Annotated in this window: 21 protein-coding genes; 13 read left to right on the forward strand and 8 right to left on the reverse strand. The window is 60.2% G+C overall.

All coding sequences use genetic code 11. The features are described from left to right. Both CXF97_RS10645 and CXF97_RS10650 read right to left on the reverse strand, forming a co-directional pair. A complete protein-coding gene (locus CXF97_RS10645) occupies positions 1–459 on the reverse strand; it encodes a tripartite tricarboxylate transporter TctB family protein (protein WP_101158466.1) in 459 nt (152 codons plus the stop codon). Between the two features lie 55 nt (positions 460–514). Next, positions 515–1,492 carry a tripartite tricarboxylate transporter substrate binding protein gene (locus CXF97_RS10650; protein WP_101158467.1) on the reverse strand — a complete coding sequence of 326 codons (978 nt, stop codon included), beginning with the start codon at positions 1,490–1,492 and terminating at the stop codon, positions 515–517. 449 nt (positions 1,493–1,941) lie between these two features. On the opposite strand from CXF97_RS10650, the gene CXF97_RS10655 reads away from it, so the two are divergent. Both CXF97_RS10655 and CXF97_RS10660 read left to right on the forward strand, forming a co-directional pair. Further along, positions 1,942–2,613, forward strand: coding sequence for a response regulator (locus tag CXF97_RS10655; RefSeq protein WP_101158468.1), 672 nt, complete (start codon positions 1,942–1,944; stop codon positions 2,611–2,613). Next, positions 2,606–3,991 carry a sensor histidine kinase gene (locus tag CXF97_RS10660; protein ID WP_101158469.1) on the forward strand — a complete coding sequence of 462 codons (1,386 nt, stop codon included), beginning with the start codon at positions 2,606–2,608 and terminating at the stop codon, positions 3,989–3,991. The genes CXF97_RS10655 and CXF97_RS10660 overlap by 8 nt, the downstream gene beginning before the upstream one ends. 9 nt (positions 3,992–4,000) lie before the next feature. On the opposite strand, the gene CXF97_RS10665 is transcribed toward CXF97_RS10660, so the two are convergent. Both CXF97_RS10665 and CXF97_RS10670 read right to left on the reverse strand, forming a co-directional pair. Then, the gene (locus tag CXF97_RS10665) at positions 4,001–4,822 is read right to left on the reverse strand and encodes an HDOD domain-containing protein (RefSeq protein ID WP_101158470.1); all 822 of its coding nucleotides are present in this window, start codon (positions 4,820–4,822) and stop codon (positions 4,001–4,003) included. A 34-nt stretch (positions 4,823–4,856) separates the two neighbouring features. Then, on the reverse strand, positions 4,857–5,798 hold the full coding sequence (locus CXF97_RS10670; RefSeq protein WP_101158471.1) for a folate-binding protein YgfZ: 942 nt from the start codon (positions 5,796–5,798) through the stop codon (positions 4,857–4,859). A gap of 150 nt (positions 5,799–5,948) precedes the next feature. Between CXF97_RS10670 and CXF97_RS10675 the strand changes: the two genes are divergently transcribed. Next, positions 5,949–6,203: a succinate dehydrogenase assembly factor 2 gene (locus tag CXF97_RS10675; RefSeq protein ID WP_101158472.1), complete on the forward strand. Its 255-nt coding sequence runs from the start codon at positions 5,949–5,951 to the stop codon at positions 6,201–6,203. Beyond that, entirely contained in the window at positions 6,187–6,639 is a 453-nt protein-coding gene (locus tag CXF97_RS10680) for a protein YgfX (RefSeq protein ID WP_101158473.1), read from the forward strand. Before CXF97_RS10675 ends, CXF97_RS10680 begins: the two co-directional genes overlap by 17 nt. On the opposite strand, the gene nadB is transcribed toward CXF97_RS10680, so the two are convergent. Next, entirely contained in the window at positions 6,608–8,224 is a 1,617-nt protein-coding gene (nadB, locus tag CXF97_RS10685; protein ID WP_101158474.1) for an L-aspartate oxidase, read from the reverse strand. The genes CXF97_RS10680 and nadB overlap by 32 nt on opposite strands. Before the next feature lie 556 nt (positions 8,225–8,780). On the opposite strand from nadB, the gene rpoE reads away from it, so the two are divergent. From rpoE to CXF97_RS10705, 4 genes are all read left to right on the forward strand, one after another. Continuing rightward, positions 8,781–9,362, forward strand: coding sequence for an RNA polymerase sigma factor RpoE (gene rpoE / locus CXF97_RS10690; RefSeq protein ID WP_003172477.1), 582 nt, complete (start codon positions 8,781–8,783; stop codon positions 9,360–9,362). A 30-nt stretch (positions 9,363–9,392) separates the two neighbouring features. Then, positions 9,393–9,980 carry a sigma-E factor negative regulatory protein gene (locus CXF97_RS10695; RefSeq protein ID WP_008077804.1) on the forward strand — a complete coding sequence of 196 codons (588 nt, stop codon included), beginning with the start codon at positions 9,393–9,395 and terminating at the stop codon, positions 9,978–9,980. Positions 9,981–9,988: 8 nt separating this feature from the next. Beyond that, positions 9,989–10,954: a MucB/RseB C-terminal domain-containing protein gene (locus tag CXF97_RS10700; protein WP_101158475.1), complete on the forward strand. Its 966-nt coding sequence runs from the start codon at positions 9,989–9,991 to the stop codon at positions 10,952–10,954. 208 nt (positions 10,955–11,162) lie between these two features. Next, complete coding sequence (locus CXF97_RS10705; protein WP_101158476.1) at positions 11,163–12,596, forward strand: DegQ family serine endoprotease; 1,434 nt, start codon at positions 11,163–11,165, stop codon at positions 12,594–12,596. Positions 12,597–12,672: 76 nt separating this feature from the next. On the opposite strand, the gene CXF97_RS10710 is transcribed toward CXF97_RS10705, so the two are convergent. After that, positions 12,673–14,106: a M48 family metalloprotease gene (locus tag CXF97_RS10710; protein ID WP_024011999.1), complete on the reverse strand. Its 1,434-nt coding sequence runs from the start codon at positions 14,104–14,106 to the stop codon at positions 12,673–12,675. Between the two features lie 98 nt (positions 14,107–14,204). On the opposite strand from CXF97_RS10710, the gene CXF97_RS10715 reads away from it, so the two are divergent. Both CXF97_RS10715 and CXF97_RS10720 read left to right on the forward strand, forming a co-directional pair. Then, positions 14,205–14,444, forward strand: a complete 240-nt coding sequence (locus CXF97_RS10715; protein WP_016771269.1) for a sulfurtransferase TusA family protein — start codon at positions 14,205–14,207, stop codon at positions 14,442–14,444. A gap of 31 nt (positions 14,445–14,475) precedes the next feature. Then, the gene (locus CXF97_RS10720; RefSeq protein WP_101158477.1) at positions 14,476–15,546 is read left to right on the forward strand and encodes an AI-2E family transporter; all 1,071 of its coding nucleotides are present in this window, start codon (positions 14,476–14,478) and stop codon (positions 15,544–15,546) included. Between the two features lie 50 nt (positions 15,547–15,596). On the opposite strand, the gene CXF97_RS10725 is transcribed toward CXF97_RS10720, so the two are convergent. Both CXF97_RS10725 and CXF97_RS10730 read right to left on the reverse strand, forming a co-directional pair. Continuing rightward, positions 15,597–16,070, reverse strand: coding sequence for a peroxiredoxin (locus CXF97_RS10725; protein ID WP_101158478.1), 474 nt, complete (start codon positions 16,068–16,070; stop codon positions 15,597–15,599). Positions 16,071–16,080: 10 nt separating this feature from the next. After that, a complete protein-coding gene (locus CXF97_RS10730; protein WP_101158479.1) occupies positions 16,081–16,641 on the reverse strand; it encodes a glycine cleavage system protein R in 561 nt (186 codons plus the stop codon). 328 nt (positions 16,642–16,969) lie between these two features. Here CXF97_RS10730 and dapA point away from each other — a divergent pair, with 328 nt between their 5' ends. Genes dapA through CXF97_RS10750 form a run of 3 tightly spaced genes read left to right on the forward strand, consistent with a single transcriptional unit; the run spans position 16,970 to position 19,749 of the window. Next, a complete protein-coding gene (gene dapA, locus CXF97_RS10740) occupies positions 16,970–17,848 on the forward strand; it encodes a 4-hydroxy-tetrahydrodipicolinate synthase (RefSeq protein WP_101158481.1) in 879 nt (292 codons plus the stop codon). A 17-nt stretch (positions 17,849–17,865) separates the two neighbouring features. Continuing rightward, the gene (bamC, locus tag CXF97_RS10745) at positions 17,866–18,981 is read left to right on the forward strand and encodes an outer membrane protein assembly factor BamC (protein ID WP_101158482.1); all 1,116 of its coding nucleotides are present in this window, start codon (positions 17,866–17,868) and stop codon (positions 18,979–18,981) included. A 6-nt stretch (positions 18,982–18,987) separates the two neighbouring features. After that, positions 18,988–19,749: an MBL fold metallo-hydrolase gene (locus CXF97_RS10750; protein ID WP_101158483.1), complete on the forward strand. Its 762-nt coding sequence runs from the start codon at positions 18,988–18,990 to the stop codon at positions 19,747–19,749. The last annotated feature ends 6 nt before the right edge of the window (positions 19,750–19,755 follow it).

The following is a 19,755-nucleotide window of genomic DNA, read 5'->3' on the forward strand; positions in this document are numbered from 1 at the left end:
TCAGTTCTCCAGAACGCTGAGCAGGCCGAGGGGCAGCGGAACGTCCATCAATCGGTCGAACAGCAGATAAAGACCGATCGCCATCAGGCTGATGATCACCACGCTCGGCAGCCAGCGGCCGCCATAGAGACGGGCCATCGGTACGCCGGTAATAATGCTGGCGACAATGAAACCAAGGGGTTCGAAGGTGCCGGCGAACACCAGCAACAACACCACGCAGAGGCCGATCTTGGTCAGGCTTTCACGGTCCAGCGGCGGCTCATCCGGGTTGTGCCTGATCGGCGCCGGGCGGAACACCATGTACAGCAGCGCCAGGCCCATCAGGGCGAGCATCAGCAGCGGAAAGGCACGCGGGCCGACGGGTTCGTAGGAAAAAGCCGCTTGGTACGGCCACGCCATCAGTGCCAGGCCGGCACACACCAGCAGCAACACCGAGGCGAAAATGCGTTGAATAAGCATGGGAGCTCCTGTGCGACGTCCCCGCGAAGGAGACGCCGCCACTAGACAGAGACGATCACTGGATCAGGCCGAACTCTTTGGCCAGCACTTTGTAGTCGGCGACCTGCTTCTTCACGTAGGCGTCCAGCTCCGGGCCGGTCATGGCGAACGGGAACAGTTCACGTTGATCGCGCAGCTTGGCGAACTCCGGCGACGCCAGCAGTTTGTCGAACGACTCTTTCCACCAGGCGTAATCTTCGTCGCTGACTTTTGGCCCCAGGTAGAAGCCGCGGACCACCGGCCAGACGATGTCGTAGCCTTGCTCGCGGGCGGTCGGGATGTCTTTCATTTCCGGCTCGTCGAGGCGCTTGTCGGAGAACACTGCGAGCAGACGCATGTCACCGCTCTGGATGTGCGGCATGGAGTCGGAGATGTCGGTACTGCCGACCTGAATGTGGCCGCCGAGCAGGGCAGTGGCGATTTCACCGCCGCCCTCCAGCGCCACGTAACGCAGTTCGCGCGGGTTGATCCCGGCGGCCTTGGCGATCAGCGCAGTCTGCATCCAGTCCTGGCTGCCGACGGTGCCGCCGGAACCGATGACCACCGAGCCTGGATCTTTCTTCAGCGCCTGAACGAGATCATCCAGGGTCTTGTAGGGCGAATCGCTTTTTACCGCGATGGCGCCATAGCTGGTGCCGACCGCTGCGAGCCAGCGCACGTTGGTTTCATCGAAGCGGCCGAACTTGCCCTGGGCCAGGTTGAGCAGCGAACCGCTCGACCACGCCACCAGCGTGCCGGCGTCCGCCGGACGTTGCGCTACCACTGCGTTGTACGCCACTGCGCCGACACCGCCGGGCATGTAGGTTACGCGCATCGGTTTGCTCAGCAGTTTTTCGTTGACCAGTGCGCTCTGCACCAGTTTGCACGTCAGGTCGAAACCACCACCGGGGGAGGCGGGGGCAATGCATTCCGGGCGTTTCGGTTCGGCCATGAGTTGGCCGGCGAACAGCATCACGCCAGCGGCGAGAGCAACTTTACGCAGTGATAAGTTCATCTGAGTCTCCTTGGGAGTTGTTGTTATGGACGTGCAGAATTACCAAAGGGCGACGCTTTGCTCAGCAGCAGGCGCAGGTGTTCGTCGCGCGGACGCATTGGCTGGAATATCGAAAGGGGAAACGGCGTTGCCCGCCATGGAATAACCGGCGAGGGCGGGGTTGCAGCGGGGAGTGTCGGCTTGTGAGAAAGCCGGGGTGTGCATGGACGACATGCGGGTGTACTCCGATTATTGTTCTTATTGGTCGAAAACGCTTCGTGGCGTTTTGCGTTGCGCTGTGTGGCTGCAGCGGTGACAGTCGAAACTGTCCGTAGGCCGACTCTAACCGGCTAACCTTTCAGTAACCTTTCAGCTGTCTTTCACGGTTTTCGGGCTTCACAGCAGCGGTTGCGGCTGTAAACTCCGCGGCAAAGCGCGGCGTCGGCCAACCCTGAACGAGGTAACAATCCATGCGTGTCCTGCTCGTCGAAGACCATCTGCAACTGGCCGAAAGCGTGGCCCAGGCGCTCAAGAGCACCGGTCTGACCGTGGATGTGTTGCACGATGGCGTGGCCGCCGACCTGGCGTTGGGCAGTGAGGAATATGCCGTGGCGATCCTCGACGTAGGCCTGCCGCGCATGGATGGTTTTGAAGTGCTGGCGCGGCTGCGCGCTCGCGGCAAGAACCTGCCAGTGTTGATGCTGACCGCGCGCAGCGACGTGAAGGATCGCGTACATGGCCTCAATCTCGGCGCTGACGATTATCTGGCCAAGCCGTTTGAACTCACCGAGTTGGAGGCGCGTGTCAAAGCGCTGCTGCGCCGCAGTGTCCTGGGCGGCGAGCGTCAGCAGCGCTGCGGCGTGCTCGCTTACGACCTCGATACGCGGCGCTTCACCCTTGGCGAAGAACTGATGACGCTGACCTCGCGCGAGCAAGCCGTCCTCGAAGCGTTGATCGCGCGGCCGGGCCGGGTGATGAGCAAAGAGCAACTCGCCGCGCAGGTGTTCGGCCTCGACGAGGAAGCCAGTCCCGACGCCATCGAAATCTACGTGCACCGCTTGCGCAAGAAGCTCGACGGCCAGCCCGTGGCCATCGTCACCTTCCGTGGCCTCGGCTATCTGTTGGAAAGCCGCGATGCATAAGCCCAGCAGCCTGCGCTGGCGGTTGCTGTGGAACCTCGGATGGTTGCTGGTCGTGTTGATGCTTGCCAGTGGTTTGAGCGCTTACTGGAACGGTCGCGAAGCCGCCGACACCGCGTATGACCGCACGCTGCTGGCGTCGGCGCGAACCATCGCCGCCGGGCTGTCGCAGCGCGATGGCAGCCTCAGCGCCGACGTGCCTTACGTGGCGCTTGATACTTTCGCCTACGACAGTGCCGGGCGCATCTATTACCAGGTCAACGATATTCACCAGAAGCTGATTTCCGGCTACGAAAATCTGCCCGGGCCACCGCCCGGCACGCCGCGCACCGACAGCTATCCGGCGCTGGCACGTTTCTATAACGCGAAGTACAACGGCCAGAACGTGCGCGTGGTCAGCCTGCTCAAAGCCGTGAGTGAGCCAAACATGAACGGCATGGCGGAAATCCGCGTGGCCGAAACCGACGAAGCACGGGTCAGCATGGCGCGCAGTCTGGCGGCTGATACCTTGCTGCGCCTGGGCATGCTGGCCGTGGGCGCGTTGCTGCTGGTGTGGTTCGCAGTGAGTGCGGCGTTGCGCCCGCTGGAGCGGTTAAGAACCGCTGTTGAGGAACGCCAGCCTGACGACTTGCGACCACTGCCGTTGGTGGAAGTGCAGCATGAATTGGGGCCGTTGGTGCGCGCGCTCAACCACTTCACCGAAAGGCTGCGCGGCCAGTTCGAGCGGCAGGCGCAGTTCATCGCCGATGCCGCCCACGAGCTGCGCACGCCGTTGGCGGCATTGAAGGCGCGGCTGGAATTGGGCCTGCGTTCGAATGAACCAGAGACTTGGCGTACGACCCTCGAATCGTCCGCACAAAGTACCGATCGCCTCACCCATCTGGCCAATCAGTTGCTGTCGCTGGCCCGCGTCGAAAACGGTGCGCGGGCGATTGCCGAGGGCGGCGCGCAGTTACTCGATCTGAGCCAGTTGGCCCGAGAACTGGGCATGGCCATGGCACCCTTGGCGCACAAGCGCGGGGTAGCGCTAGCGCTGGAGGCGGACGAGCCGGTTTGGCTGCGCGGTGAGCCGACGCTGCTCAACGAACTGCTGAGCAATCTGGTCGACAACGCGTTGGCGCACACGCCGTCAGGAGGCAACGTAATTCTGCGGGTCACAGCGCCCGCGGTGCTTGAGGTTGAGGATGACGGGCCGGGCATTCCGCTGGAGGAGCGCGATCGGGTATTCGAGCGATTTTATCGGCGTAATCAACAGGTCGCCGGTTCGGGCCTGGGGCTAGCGATTGTCGGCGAGATCTGCCGGGCGCATCTGGCGCAGATCACATTGCATGATGGCGCGCAGGCGGGGCTGAAGGTGCGGGTCAGTTTTATTGCCGGGTAATACTTTTGGTCAGTAGAACATCGACCGCGATTCTTCCAGATCCGCGCAGAACTGCTTGTTCTCGGGGTCAATCCCGAGCTTCCTGAACGCCGGCACGCTAAACGGGTCAATCCGCGCAAACGGATGGTCGGTGCCCTTGCGGCAATATAGATTGGCCACTTGCACGACATCGACGTAATCGATGCGCGTTGAGTCGCGGCTGAAGTCTTGATACAGCAACGGCAATTGCACCAGGCGTTCGGGAAACTCCCAGACCCGCAGCAGTTTCTCGCCCAGCAATGGATGAATCTGTTCGATCACATGGGTCAGGCTGACCGCATCCGAGAGCAATTCATTGTGGTCTTCGGCATAAGTCAGAATCGGCAACACACCAATCTGATGCACCAAACCGCCGAGAGCCGCCTGGTCCGGCTTGAGCTGGGTATAACGACGACACAGCGCGTAGCTGACGCCGGCGATTTCCAGACTGCTGCGCCAGACTTCGCGCATCTTCTGTTCGACCACTTCGGAGCGGGCGTTGAAGATCTGCTCCATGACCAGACCGATCGCCAGATTGCTGCTGTAGTTGATGCCCAGACGGGTGATGGCGGTGTGCAGGTCGGTGACTTCCTGCGCGGCGCGCAGCAGCGGACTGTTGACCACTTTGATCAGACGCGCAGACAGTGCGGTATCGCGGCCGATGACTTTGCTCAGATCGCTGACGCTGATTTCAGGATCCTCGGCGGCCTTGCGAATCTGCAGGGCCACTTCCGGCAATGTTGGCAGAACCAGGTCATCGTTATCGATGGCCGCAACCAAATCCTGTTGGACTTTTTCCGCCAGTTCGCTCATTTGGACTCTCTAGGGTGTTGCAACAATGCTGCGATCAGCGCTGGATTTCGCGGTCGCGATCCAGTTCGTAAGGCAGGTCGAGCACGTGCAACGCGGGGCCTTCAAGGGCGCCCAGATGCAAATCACCGGCTTCGGCAGCTTCGGCCTGCAACACGGCCAGGAGTTCAATGTTTCCCTCGGCATTGGCCGCCAGCACCACTTCGCCGATCGAGCTGTTGTGGCTTGGGGCAAACAATTGAGTGCCGGGCTGCGGCAACTCGGCAGCGTCGAGGCGCAAGCGGTACAGGCGCCGCTTGAGCTTGCCCAGGTATTGCATGCGCGCAACGATTTCCTGGCCGGTGTAGCAGCCTTTCTTGAAGCTCACGCCGCCGACCGCCTGCAGATTGAGCATCTGCGGAATGAACAGTTCGCGAGTGGAAGGCATGACCTGACCGAGACCGGCGCGGATCTGGCCCAGCAGCCATTGGTTCAGTTCGGCCTCAGGCAGCGTGGAGGAGAGTTGGCTCTGGATGTTTTGCGCCTGCGCGGCAGGTACCCAGAGTTCAGCGCGACCGGGCGAGACGCGAATGGCGATCAGGCCGTCATTGCGCACAACACTGTCGGTTTCGGCGGGCAGTGCCAGACCAAGGCTGGTCAGGGCTGCATCGCCATGCTCCAGGCCGAAGCGCACCCAGGCGGCGCTTTCATCGGTCAGTTTCGATTTGGAGAACACCGCGTACTTTTTCAGGTCGGCCAGCTGTGGCTCGAGCAGTTCGCTGGCCATCGCCATCACCACGCCGTCACCTTCCAGCACAATGCGGAAACTCGACTGCATGCGGCCTTTCTGTGTGCAGCGGGCGCCAAGGCTGGCGCGGGTGTCGCTCAGGTAATTGATATTGCAGGTCAACTGGCCTTGCAGGAATTTTCCGGCGTCCGCACCGCGAACCGCGAGTACGCCTTCATGAGACAGGGTGCAGAAAAAAGCAGAATCGGCCATGGGTCATCGCAGGGTAAATAGACTGGGGCACATCATAAGGGGGCAGGGTTGAAATGGGTAGTTGATAAAGGATCAAGGGTGCCCGACCAAAGCCGACTGTGCGGCCCGCGTCGGGGCTGTATACTGCCCGGCAAATTCGAGGAGGGCTCCATGGTCGAACAAGTTGAACTGAATCGCCTCTTTTGGCACAGCCGTCGCGGCATGCTTGAACTTGACGTGTTGCTGGTGCCGTTCGTGCAGGAGGTCTATGCGACGTTGAATCAAGTGGATCGCGATCTGTACGTGCGTTTGCTGACCTGTGAGGATCAGGACATGTTCGGCTGGTTCATGGAGCGCAGCGAGTCGCAAGACCCCGAGTTGCAGCGCATGGTCCGGATGATTCTGGATCGTGTCCAGCCCAAGTAATACGTTCGAGTGCCGCTGGCATGCCTCACGGCAGTTGCTGGCGGCATATCTGTTGGCCCAGGCGTTCGCCATGGGTTCGTTGTTTCTGCTGTCGATTCCGCTCTGGGCCAGTCTGCTCGGCGCTTGCGCTTGTGCGCTGCACGGTTTTTGGGTGATGCCAAGGCAGATTCTGCTGAGTCATCCGAAAGCATTTTGCGGTTTACGGTGCGACGGCGATGGCTGGCAGGTCTGGAATCAGGCTGATGGCTGGCAAGCGGTGCAATTACGCCCTGACAGTCTGGCGCTGCCATTGATCGTGGTGTTGCGCTTTCGCCGGCGCGGAGAATGGCGGGTCAGGTCGATCTGCGTGCCACGTGATTCGCGGACGGCGGATCTGCACCGACGCCTGCGAGTGCGGCTCAAGTTCAGCAGGCGTAGGTGGGCGGCACCAGAATAGTGTCGAGCGCTTCGGGCAGCAGGTCCGGGTAGTCGAGGGTGTAATGCAGGCCACGACTTTCCTTGCGCTCCATGGCTGAACTGATCATCAGCTCGGCGACTTGCGCCAGGTTGCGCAGTTCGATCAGGTCACGGCTGACTTTATAGTTGCTGTAGAACTCATCAATTTCGTCCAGCAGCAAGCGCACCCGATGCTGCGCCCGTTGCAGGCGTTTGTTGGTGCGCACGATGCCGACGTAGTCCCACATGAATCGGCGCAATTCATCCCAGTTGTGCGCGATGATCACGTCTTCGTCCGAATCGGTGACCTGACTGGCGTCCCAGACGGGCAGGGCACTTGGCGCGGCGACATTGTCGAGTTGCGCAAGAATATCTGCCGCTGCCGAACGGGCATAAACGAAGCATTCCAGCAGCGAATTGCTGGCCATGCGGTTGGCGCCGTGCAGGCCGGTAAAACTTGTTTCGCCGATGGCGTAGAGCCCCGGTACATCGGTGCGACCGTGCTGATCGACCATCACGCCGCCACAGGTGTAGTGCGCGGCGGGGACCACCGGGATTGGCTGTTTGGTGATATCGATGCCGAAGCCCAGGCAGCGTTCATAAACAGTCGGGAAGTGATTTTTGACGAACGATTCGGGCTTGTGGCTGATGTCGAGATACACGCAGTCCACACCCAGACGCTTCATTTCATGGTCAATCGCCCGCGCGACGATGTCACGAGGCGCCAGCTCGGCGCGTTTGTCGAAGCGATGCATGAAGCGCTCGCCATTGGGCAGCTTCAAGTGCGCGCCTTCACCGCGCAGGGCCTCGGTGATCAGGAAGCTTTTGGCTTGCGGGTGATACAGGCAGGTCGGGTGGAACTGGTTGAATTCCAGATTGGCCACCCGGCAGCCGGAGCGCCAGGCCATGGCGATGCCGTCACCGCAGGCGCCGTCGGGGTTGCTGGTATAAAGGTAGACCTTTGCCGCGCCGCCCGAAGCCAGAATCACGAAACGTGCGCCGTAAGTGTCGACTTCGCCAGTGGCGCGGTTCAGCACGTAGGCGCCCAGGCAACGATCGCCTGCCATGCCCAAGCGGCGTTCGGTAATCAGATCGACGGCGACGCGCTGCTCCAGCAGTTCGATGTTCGCGTGTTCTTTGGCCTGGGCCAGCAAGGTTCTGAAGATCGCTGCGCCGGTGGCGTCGGCAGCATGGATGATCCGTCGATGGCTGTGGCCGCCTTCGCGGGTCAGGTGAAATTCGAAGCCGCCGTCTTCGGTACCGGACTGTTCGTCACGGGTGAACGGCACGCCCTGGTCGATCAGCCACTGAATGGCTTCGCGGCTGTGCTCGACGGTGAAGCGTACCGCGTCTTCGTGGCACAATCCGCCGCCCGCGTTGAGGGTGTCATCGACGTGGGATTCGACAGTGTCGGTATCGTCGAGCACCGCAGCGACGCCGCCCTGAGCCCAGAAGGTCGAACCGTTGGCGAGATCGCCTTTGCTCAATACGGCAATGCGCAGATGACCGGGCAAGGTCAACGCAAGACTCAAACCGGCAGCACCGCTGCCAATCACCAGAACATCGTGTTGGAACTGTTGGCTCATTTCAGGATTCCGCTCAAAGCGACCCGGATTGGGGTTGGCGCAAGACAGCTGGATCGGCGAGTCAAGACAGCCACACAGCCCACTAGTATATAGAGGGGTTGGACGGCACAATAGCCGGGCTCAGATGGCATTGTGAGACTACTGCGCGGTAAAAAGTGCTGTGCTTCGTCGGAAGTTTTTTTGCCGAATTCGGAAAAAGACACCTGTATCGGCGCTGAAACAGACTTTTGCGGCCAGGGTTGCGCAATGTCGAGTGGGTACGGCTATAAATAATTGGAACTTTTGCCAAAGGCCCAAGATCAATAGACGGTGCCAGAAACCAGGGACAGTGTCGGCTTCAGTGCGGAATCTGCGTTTGGGTTCCTGCCGGCGAAACCGATAACAAGATTATTCGCGCAGCCGGTTTATCCCGCGCTGCGTTTTTCGTGCGTGCCAAATCAGAGCTCGCAGGAAACTTGCTTGGAGGGGGAGAACTTTTGCGAAAAGCCCGAGTCTATGTTTGCAAGTCTGGTCGTTTAGTAATGCAAGTCTCCTCCGGGCTTATCGAGGAGTGTTCATGCTAACCCAGGAAGAGGATCAGCAGCTGGTCGAACGCGTTCAGCGTGGCGACAAGCGAGCTTTCGATCTGCTGGTGCTGAAATATCAGCATAAAATTCTCGGGTTGATCGTGCGATTTGTGCACGACACCCATGAAGCCCAGGACGTTGCTCAGGAAGCCTTTATCAAGGCGTATCGGGCACTTGGAAATTTCCGCGGTGACAGTGCGTTTTATACGTGGCTGTACCGTATCGCCATTAACACGGCGAAGAACTACCTGGTTTCCCGCGGCCGTCGGCCGCCGGATAGCGATGTAAGTTCGGAGGATGCAGAGTTCTATGATGGCGATCACGGCCTCAAGGATCTTGAATCGCCAGAACGTGCATTGCTGCGGGATGAGATCGAAGGCACTGTCCATCGAACCATCCAGCAACTACCAGAGGATTTGCGTACGGCTTTAACTTTACGTGAATTCGATGGTCTGAGTTACGAGGACATTGCGAGCGTCATGCAATGTCCGGTGGGTACCGTGCGCTCCCGGATTTTCCGCGCTCGGGAGGCCATCGATAAAGCCCTGCAACCGTTGTTGCAGGAAAACTGAGACAGCGGCGACAGCCAAGAGAGGAACGCCATGAGTCGTGAAGCCCTGCAGGAATCGCTGTCCGCAGTGATGGATAACGAAGCGGACGAACTGGAATTGCGTCGAGTGCTCAGCGCACTGGATGATGTTGATACCCGTGAGACCTGGGCTCGTTACCAGATCGCTCGGGCAGCCATGCACAAGGATCTGCTGCTTCCGCGTCTGGATATCGCTGCGGCAGTATCTGCTGCGCTGGAAGACGAAACGGCTCCGGCCAAAGTGTCCCGCAGCCCATGGCGTAACCTGGGTCGCCTCGCTGTTGCCGCTTCGGTAACCGTTGCCGTTCTGGCCGGTGTTCGCCTGTACAATCAGGACGAGATCGCTGGTGTTGAACTGGCCCAGCAGTCGAATCAGCCAACTCTGGCCACTCCACAGGTCAAAGGTCCGGCAGTTCTGGCTGGTTACAGCGAAAGCTCGGAAGCGACTGGTCCTATGGCTAACGGCGTTCTGCAGGGTCAGCCAGGCTGGCATGACCAGCGTCTGCCAGGCTACCTGCGTCAGCATGCTCAGCAGGCTGCCCTCAAGGGAACTGAAAGCGCGCTGCCATACGCACGTGCCGCAAGCCTGGAAAACCGTTAAGGAGGATCATGCGCGCCATCCCTCTACTTTCGCTTCTGCTCAGTGGCTGGTTCATAGTTCCAGCCCACGCTGACGAGGCCCAGGACTGGTTGACCCGTCTGGGCCAGGCCGAGCAGCAGCAAAGCTTCCACGGTACTTTCGTTTACGAGCGCAACGGCAGTTTTTCCACGCACAACATCTGGCATCGTGTCCAGAATGGCCAGGTCCGCGAGCGGTTATTGCAGCTCGACGGCTCGGCTCAGGAAGTCGTGCGCATTGATGGACGTACTCAATGCGTCAGCGGCACCCTGATTGCGGGATTGGGTGATTCACCCAACGCTGCCGCCCGTGCGCTGGATCCCAAAAAGCTGAAGAATTGGTATGACCTTGCCGTCATTGGCAAGTCGCGCGTGGCTGGCCGCGATGCAGTGATTGTGTCGCTTACGCCTCGCGATCAGCACCGTTACGGTTTCGAACTGCACCTGGACAAAAAAACCGGGCTGCCGCTCAAGTCGTTGCTTTTGAACGATAAAGGGCAGTTGCTCGAGCGTTTCCAGTTCACCAGCCTCGATACTGATGAAATCCCGTCGGACAAGGAATTGCTGGCGGCCGCCGATTGCAAGCCGATCAACATCGCCAGCGACAAAGCTTCTGCGGCGAAGGCTTTGCAGAACTGGCGTTCGGACTGGCTGCCGCCAGGCTTCGAGCTGACCAGCAGCAGTTCGCACAAAGATGCGCAGACCAAGACTCAGGTGAGCAGCCTGATGTACGACGATGGTCTGGCGCGTTTCTCGGTGTTCCTTGAACCCTTGAATGGTGCGACCGTCACCGACACCCGCACTCAGTTGGGCCCGACCGTTGCGGTATCCCGTCGCCTGACCACGCCGCAAGGTGAAATGATGGTCACGGTGGTTGGCGAAATTCCGATTGGCACCGCTGAACGAATCGCTCTGTCGATGCGTAACAACGATGGCGCTGCAACCAGCAAGCAGTGAGCTGATTTCAGTCATTTCCACTTCGTCTTCGAGACGTCGAAATGTTTGCTGAGCATTTTCATTTGCAAAACCCCTGAAAATTTTTTATAGGTCAGAGCCTCACGGCTCTGGCCTTGTTTGTTGTTCCCGGAACAAAAATGCCGGTCTGTGGTTTCCGGTGTTCCTTTGCTCCATATCGCTTAACCCTGCTCGTCGTAACGGGAGCTGTATGTCGATACCTAGTTTGAAGTCTTACCTTTCCATCTTCGCCACCGTGCTGTTGCTCGGTCAGGCGGTCCCTGCTGCGCAAGCGGCCGATCTGCCTGATTTCACCCAGTTGGTCGAACAAGCATCGCCAGCGGTGGTGAACATCAGTACCACGCAGAAACTGCCGGACCGTCGCGTGAATCAGCAGATGCCGGATCTTGAAGGCCTGCCACCGATGCTCCGCGAGTTCTTCGAGCGCGGCATGCCGCCTCAGCAGCGTTCCCCGCGTGGGGATGGCCGCCAGCGTGAAGCGCAGTCGCTAGGCTCGGGTTTCATCATTTCGCCGGATGGCTACATCCTGACCAACAACCATGTGATCGCCGATGCCGACGAAATCCTCGTCCGTCTGGCCGATCGCAGCGAGATGAAAGCCAAGCTGGTCGGCACCGATCCACGCTCCGACGTGGCGTTGCTGAAAATCGAAGGCAAGGATCTCCCGGTGCTCAAGCTCGGCAAATCCCAGGACCTGAAGGCTGGCCAGTGGGTGGTGGCAATCGGTTCGCCATTCGGCTTCGACCACACCGTGACTCAAGGCATCGTCAGCGCCGTCGGTCGCAGCCTGCCGAACGAAAACTATGTGCCGTTCATTCAGACCGACGTGCCGATCAACCCGGGCAACTCCGGTGGCCCGCTGTTCAACCTGAACGGTGAAGTGGTTGGCATCAACTCGCAGATCTACACCCGCTCCGGCGGCTTTATGGGGGTGTCGTTCGCCATTCCGATCGACGTGGCCATGGATGTTTCCAACCAGCTCAAGAGCGGTGGCAAAGTCAGCCGTGGCTGGCTCGGCGTGGTCATTCAGGAAGTGAACAAGGACCTGGCCGAGTCGTTCGGTCTGGACAAGCCAGCCGGCGCCCTCGTTGCGCAAATCCAGGATGACGGCCCGGCGGCCAAGGGTGGCCTGCAAGTCGGTGACGTGATTCTAAGCATGAATGGCCAGCCGATTGTCATGTCCGCTGACCTGCCACATCTGGTGGGCGCGCTGAAGGCTGGCGCCAAAGCCAATCTGGAAGTGATTCGTGAGGGCAAGCGCAAGAATGTCGAGTTGACCGTCGGCGCGATCCCGGACGAAGACAAAGAGCTGGGTGCACTGCCGAAATCCGGTGCTGAAAGCAGCAGCAACCGCCTCGGTGTTGCGGTCGTCGAATTGACCGCCGAGCAGAAGAAAGCCTACGACCTCAAAGGTGGTGTGGTGATCAAGGAAGTGCAGGACGGTCCTGCAGCCCTGATCGGTCTGCAGCCGGGTGACGTGATTACACACCTGAACAACCAGGCCATCGGCTCGGCGAAGGAGTTCACCGACATCGCCAAGGCGCTGCCGAAGAACCGTTCGGTGTCGATGCGCGTGCTGCGTCAGGGCCGTGCCAGCTTCATCACCTTCAAGCTGGCTGAATAAGCGAGCAACAAGGTAAAAAGAAACCGCCTCGAAAGAGGCGGTTTTTTTGTGTCTGAAGTTTGTCTGCCGGAAACACTCAGCCCATCATGTCCTTGACCATGCGTTCCTGCTCCATCAGCTCGCGCTGGCGGGCATCGATGCGCGAGGAGAGCGGGAAGTTATTGCCAGCCTTGCGCTTGGCGAAGTCCAGTTGCTGGATGGCCTGACGGTAGTCGCCGACCAGCGCAAAGTACTCGGCCCGCGCCTGATGCAGGCCGATGATATTGCCCGACAGGCCACGAGTTTCGGCAACCTGATACCAGACGTCCGGATCATCCGGGCGAGACTTGAGCAAGCTGTCCAGCGCCTTCTCGGCATCGGCGGCGCGGTTCTGTTTCAGCAACAGATCGACGCGCACCTGATTCAGCGGATAGTTGCCCGGAAACTGTGTGAGCATGCGGTCGACCCGCGATTGCGCGTCGGGCAGGCGATTGTTGGTGATGTCCAGATCGACCTGAGCGAGGTTGTAGATGATCTCGTTGGGTGACTTGGCCAACAACTGCTTGAGGTTCTCGCGGGCTTCGTTGAGCTGGCCGCCCTTGATCTGCGCGATGGCCAGGCCGTAACGCGCGACATCGTTTTTCGGATTTTCATCCAGCAGAGCGCGGAAACGCTTGGCGCCCAGCCCTGGTGTTTCTTCGTAGATCAACTGCACCCGCGCGCGAATCAGTTGATAGCGCATGCTGTCTTCGATGCCACCCGGTTTCGCCTGCTCGGCGCGGTTGCGGGTGTCGGCGATACGCGACTCGGTGACCGGGTGAGTCAGGAGGAATTCCGGTGGCTTGGCATCGAAGCGGTACTGGCGCATCAGGCGTTCGAACATGGTCGGCATCGAGCGCGGGTCGTAACCGGCCTTTTCCAGGTTGAGGATGCCGATACGGTCGGCTTCCTGTTCGTTCTGCCGCGAGAAGCGCCGTTGTTCCTGCAACGCCGCAGCCTGGGTGCCGGCGATGGTAGCGATACCGGCATCACCGCCACCCGCGGCGGCAATCACGATACCGGCCAGCAACGCGGCCATCATCGGCACCTGCATGCGTTGCGAGGCTTCCACTCCGCGAGCAAAGTGGCGTTGCGACAAGTGCGCCAATTCGTGAGCGAGCACCGAAGCGTATTCACCTTCGGTCTGCGCGTTGAGGAACAGCCCGCCGTTGACGCCGACCACGCCGCCCGGTGCAGCGAAGGCGTTGAGTTGCGGGCTGTTGATCAGAATGAACTCCAGGCGTCGGTCGGACACCTGGCTGGTTTCAACCAGTTTATAAACGCTGGACTCGACGTAATCCTTGAGCTGCGGATCGTTGAGCTGGGAAACCTGACTGCGCAGCATGGCGAGCCAGGCGCGGCCGAGCTGGTATTCCTGTTGCGGCGAGACGATGGCAGAACTGGCGTCGCCGAGTGACGGCAGATCGTCGGCAAAGCCTGGTGAGGCGAGCAGGCAAGCGAGCGTCAGCAGGGTAGGGCGCAGAAAAGTCATGCACAAAGCCTTAGAAGACAAAGACCGTACTGTAGCCGGACACCGAAGCCGCGACCAGATATTCTAGGCAGCTCGACAACCCGAACCGGAGTGACGCAATGACCGACGCTGTAGCCCATGACGTGGAACTGGACGCCAGTGGCCTGAACTGTCCGTTGCCGTTGCTCAAGGCAAAAATGGAACTCAACAAACTGCAGAGCGGCGCAGTACTCAAGGTCATCGCCACGGATGCTGGTTCGCAGCGCGACTTTCGTACGTTTGCCAAACTGGCCGGTCACGCGCTGCTGCGTGAAGAGGACGAGGCCGGGGTCTACCGTTACTGGTTGAAAAAAGCCTGAAAAGCCGCGCTAAAAATCGTAGGGATTATTGATGTTCAAAGTGTTACGCGACTGGATTCAGCGCTACTTCTCCGATGAAGAAGCCGTGGTGCTCGCGGTGCTGCTGTTTCTCGGCTTCACCGCCGTGCTCACCCTTGGCGGCATGCTCGCGCCGGTGCTGGCGGGCATGGTGCTGGCATATCTGATGCAAGGGCTGGTGGTCACGCTCGAGCGGCTGCGCGTGCCCGGCGGCGTGGCGGTGGGTCTGGTGTTTGCGCTGTTCATGGGGGCGCTGATGTTGTTTGTCGTCGTGGTCTTGCCGCTGTTGTGGCACCAGTTGATCACGCTGTTCAACGAGCTGCCGGGCATGCTCGCCAAGTGGCAGTCGCTGCTGCTTCTATTGCCCGAACGCTATCCGCATCTGGTGTCCGACGAGCAAGTCCTGCAAGCGATCGAAGCGGCGCGGGGCGAGATCGGCAAGTTCGGCCAGTGGGCGCTGACCTTCTCGCTCTCGAGTTTGCCGCTGCTGGTGAACATCATGATCTACCTGGTACTGGTGCCGATTCTGGTGTTCTTCTTCCTCAAGGATCGGGCGATGATCGGCGAGTGGGTGCGCGGCTACCTGCCTCGCGAGCGCGCGCTGATTACCCGCGTCGCCCAGGAAATGAACCGGCAGATCGCCAATTACATCCGTGGTAAAGGCATCGAGATCGTGATTTGTGGCGGCGTGACCTACATCGCCTTCATCGCATTGGGCCTGAACTATGCGGCGCTGTTGGCTTTGCTGGTCGGCTTGTCGGTGGTGGTGCCGTATGTCGGTGCGGTAGTGGTGACCGTACCGGTGCTGCTGATTGCGCTGTTCCAGTGGGGCTGGAGCGATCAGTTCATTTATTTGATGGCAGTGTACGGAATCATTCAGACGCTGGACGGCAACGTGCTGGTGCCGCTGTTGTTTTCGGAAGCGGTCAACCTGCATCCGGTGGCAATCATCTGCGCGGTGTTGTTGTTTGGCGGGCTATGGGGATTCTGGGGCGTGTTCTTTGCGATCCCGCTGGCCACGCTGTTCAAGGCTGTGCTGGATGCGTGGCCGCGCAAGGAGCCGGTGGTGGCCCCGTTGCTTTAAAAGCAAAGATCGTCCGATTGCGGCCCGAGCCTTCGGACGATCTTTTGATCTTAGGCTTTGTTCAGGGCCTCAGCCGCCGCCAAAACCGCATCAACATGCCCCGGCACTTTCACACCACGCCATTCCTGACGCAGGACGCCGTCCTTATCAATCAGGAAAGTGCTGCGATCAACGCCCAGGTATTCCTTGCCATAAAGCTTCTTCAGCTTGATCACATCGAACAATTGGCAAACCGCCTCGTCCTTGTCGCTTATCAGCTCAAACGGAAATTCCTGTTTGCCTTTGAAGTTCTCGTGCGACTTCAGACTGTCGCGGGAAATGCCAAAAACTTCGGTGTTGGCAGCCTTGAAAGCCGCATATTGATCACGAAAGCCCTGGCCTTGGGTGGTGCAGCCCGGAGTGCTGTCCTTCGGGTAAAAATAGATCACCACTTGCCTGCCCTTGAGTTCGGACAGGCTGACGGTCTGCCCGCTGGTCGCAGGCGCGGTGAAATCCGCAACCGGTTGGTCGATGACAACGGCCATGAAAACTTCCTTACATTGGGTTTTGTGGGCGCCAAGGCTCGATCAGTGCATCGAGGTTCATCGCGTCGGCAAAGTCGAGGAACTGATCGCGCAGCCAGCTGATCTGGGTGCCGGCCGGCAGGGTCACGGTGAACGTGGCGTTGAGCATGGTGCCGCCGGTCTGCGGTGCCTGATAGGTGTCGCAGGTGAGGTTTTCCAGCTCGACGTTGTGGTCCATGAAGAACTGGCACAGCTCATTGATGATGTCCGGGCGATACGCCGAGCTGACGTAAGCCACGTAAGGCAGCGCTTGCGGACGATTTTCCAGAGCGGCGCTGCGCACCACGTTGACGGTGAACGCGTGACGCTTGGCCAGCAATGGCAGGCTGCCTTCGAGGCGCGCGAGGGCGTCCCAGCTACCGGAAACTTCCAGCACCAGAGCGCTGCACTCGCCGTGGCGGGTCAGGCGAGAGGTGAGGACAGCGCAGCGGTTTTCATGGCTGGCGCGGCACAGGACGTTGGTCAGCTCCATGGGGTTGGCGCCGAGGGCACTGATGACAAGGAATTGTTCGCGAACTGTGGGGGTGGACATGCAGCATTCCTAAAGCGATGAGCGGTCGGTAGGTTGACGGGCGTTGGCGGCCGGGATTGCCTGTTCTGGCGGTCCGTATAATGAGACCCGGCCGGCGCTCGCGGCTCGCTCCACGGTTCGGGAGCGCGTCGATGCGACGCAGGAACGGGGCCTGGGAGGCCGAAAAGGGAGGCTGGAACCCGGCGTACAAGCTGATCTGTACCGATCAAAGTCTGAAGGGTAGCGAAAAGCGGCGCCAAGGGGAATGGCAGCGGCGCAGTACTTCGCTTGTGCAAGCATCTTGGCGCCAGTACCATTACCGCTCTCTTTTTCCGGCAGGAGCGGTTTCATGATTGCGGGCAGTATGGTGGCACTGGTCACTCCCATGGATGCACAAGGGCGTCTTGACTGGGACAGCCTCAGCAAACTCGTGGACTTCCACCTCAAGAACGGCACCCATGCCATCGTCGCCGTCGGTACTACCGGCGAGTCGGCCACCCTTGACGTAGAAGAGCACATCGCCGTCATCAAAGCCGTGGTCAAACAGGTTGCCGGGCGCATTCCGGTCATCGCCGGCACCGGCGCCAACTCGACCCGCGAAGCCGTCGAGCTGACCCGCAACGCCAAAGCCGCCGGCGCCGATGCCTGTCTGCTGGTAGTCCCTTACTACAACAAGCCGACTCAGGAAGGTCTGTACCAGCACTTCAAGCACATCGCTGAAGCGGTCGACATCCCGCAGATCCTCTACAACGTTCCCGGCCGCACCTCCTGCGACATGCAGGCCGAGACCGTGATTCGCCTGTCCAGCGTGCCGAACATTATCGGCATCAAAGAAGCCACCGGCGACCTCAACCGCGCCAAAGCGATCATCGATGGCGTGAGCAAGGATTTCATCGTGCTGTCCGGCGATGATCCGACCGCTGTCGAGCTGATCCTGCTGGGCGGCAAAGGCAATATTTCCGTCACCGCCAACGTCGCCCCGCGCGAAATGGCTGACCTGTGCGAGGCCGCGCTCAAAGGCGACGCCGACACCGCACGCGCCATCAACGAAAAACTGATGCCGCTGCACAAGGACCTGTTCATCGAGGCCAACCCGATTCCGGTGAAATGGGCTTTGGTCGAAATGGGCCTGATGCACGAAGGCATCCGCCTGCCACTGACCTGGCTGAGCACCCCTTGTCATGAAACGCTGCGCTCGGCCCTGCGCCAGTGCAGCGTCCTGGTTTAATTGAGGAAGTACAACGCATGAAGCGAATGGCCGGACTTTCCGCACTTGCCTTGATTATCTCCAGCACCAGTGGCTGCGGATGGGTCTGGGGGCCGGAAGGTTATTTCCGCGACCGTGGAAGCGATTACCTGCAAGCGCAACAGACTGCACCGATGCAATTGCCACCGGATGTGAGCACTGCCAAGCGTCTCGATCCGCTGTTGCCGATCCCGCGCAACGTCGCCGATGACACCGCGACGGGCGAATACGTTGTCCCGCGTCCTCAGCCGCTGTCGACTGTGGCCGATGCCACTGACTACTCGCTGCAGAAAAGCGGTGATTCGCGTTGGGTCGTGGCCCAGCACCCACCGGCTGAAGTCTGGCCAGTGGCGCTGCAGTTCTTCCAGGACAACGGTTTTCGTCTGGATGAACAGCGTCCGCAGACCGGTGAATTCACCACCACCTGGCAGCACTCCGACGAGCTGTCCGCGTCGATGGCCAAACGCCTGAGTGCGGCCGGTATCGCCAGCGATAGCGAAACCCGCGTGCGTGTGCGCATCGAGCCGGGCGTGCAGCGCAACACCAGTGAAATCTACGTGGTCAGCGCCGAGCGCCCTGCTGGCAGCACTGCAGACGTGGCCTTCACCAACCGTTCGGTCAACACTGGCCTGGACGCTGCGCTGGTCGACGACATGCTCGCGAGCATGAGCCGCACCTCCGAGAAGGGCGGTTCGGTGTCGATGCTGGCTTCGCGTGATTTCGATGCGCCGAGCCGCGTCAGCCTTAGCGAAGACGGCAGCGGCAACCCGGTCTTGAACGTCGGTACCGATCTTGACCGCGCCTGGTCGAGCGTTGGCCGTGCGCTGGAACAGGGTGAATGGCGCGTTGAAGACATCAACCGCAGCCTGGGCCTGTACTACATCAACCTGGCCGAAAAAGCCGAGAACAAAGACGACAAGCCTGGCTTCTTCAGCAGCCTGTTCGGCAGCGCGCCGAGCAAGGAAGAAGTCGAAGCCCGCGCCGAGCGTTATCAGGTGCGCCTGAGCAAGGTGGGCGAGAACATCCAGGTCACCGTCGAAAAGAACATCAACACCGTCGCGCCGGCCGATGTCGCGCGTAAAGTGTTGAGCGTGATTCAGGACAACCTGGGCTGATCCGATATGCGTTTTGCCGTTCTCGGCAGCGGTAGCCAAGGGAACGGCACGCTGATCGCCAGTGCTGATACGTACGTGCTGGTGGATTGTGGTTTTTCCCTGCGGGAAACCGAAAGACGTCTGTTGCGCCTGGGTGTGCACCCGGCGCAACTGAGCGCGATACTCGTGACCCACGAACATGCCGACCACGTGCATGGCGTGGGTTTGCTGTCTCGGCGCTACAATCTGCCGGTCTACCTCAGCCGCGGCACGCTGCGCGGGATGCGCAAACCGCTTGAACCGACAGGCTTTCTGGCCGGCGGAGAGCAACTGCAGATCGGCGCACTGAACGTCGGGGTCATTGCCGTGGCCCATGACGCGCAGGAGCCGACCCAGTACGTTTTCAGTGATCAGGAACAGCGGCGTTTCGGTCTGCTGACCGACCTGGGATCGTTCTGTGAGCGGGTGCTGGATGGCTATCGGGATCTCGATGCATTGATGATCGAGTCCAACCATTGCCGCGATATGCTGGCCCGTGGTCATTACCCGTACTTTCTCAAGCAGCGGGTGGGCGGCGAGCGCGGACATCTGAACAACCATCAGGCGGCATTCCTGGTGGCCGAGTTGGGCTGGCAGGGCTTGCAACACCTGGTCCTGGCCCATCTGAGCAGCAAGAACAACCTGCCGCAGCTGGCCCGGCAATGTTTTGTCGACACCCTCGGGTGCGACCCGGACTGGCTGCAACTGGCCGATCAAGATTCAGGGCTCGACTGGCGCCACATCGCCTAGCCCACC

Origin of the sequence: Pseudomonas sp. Choline-02u-1 (assembly GCF_002836515.1) — a bacterium.
GTDB lineage: Bacteria > Pseudomonadota > Gammaproteobacteria > Pseudomonadales > Pseudomonadaceae > Aquipseudomonas.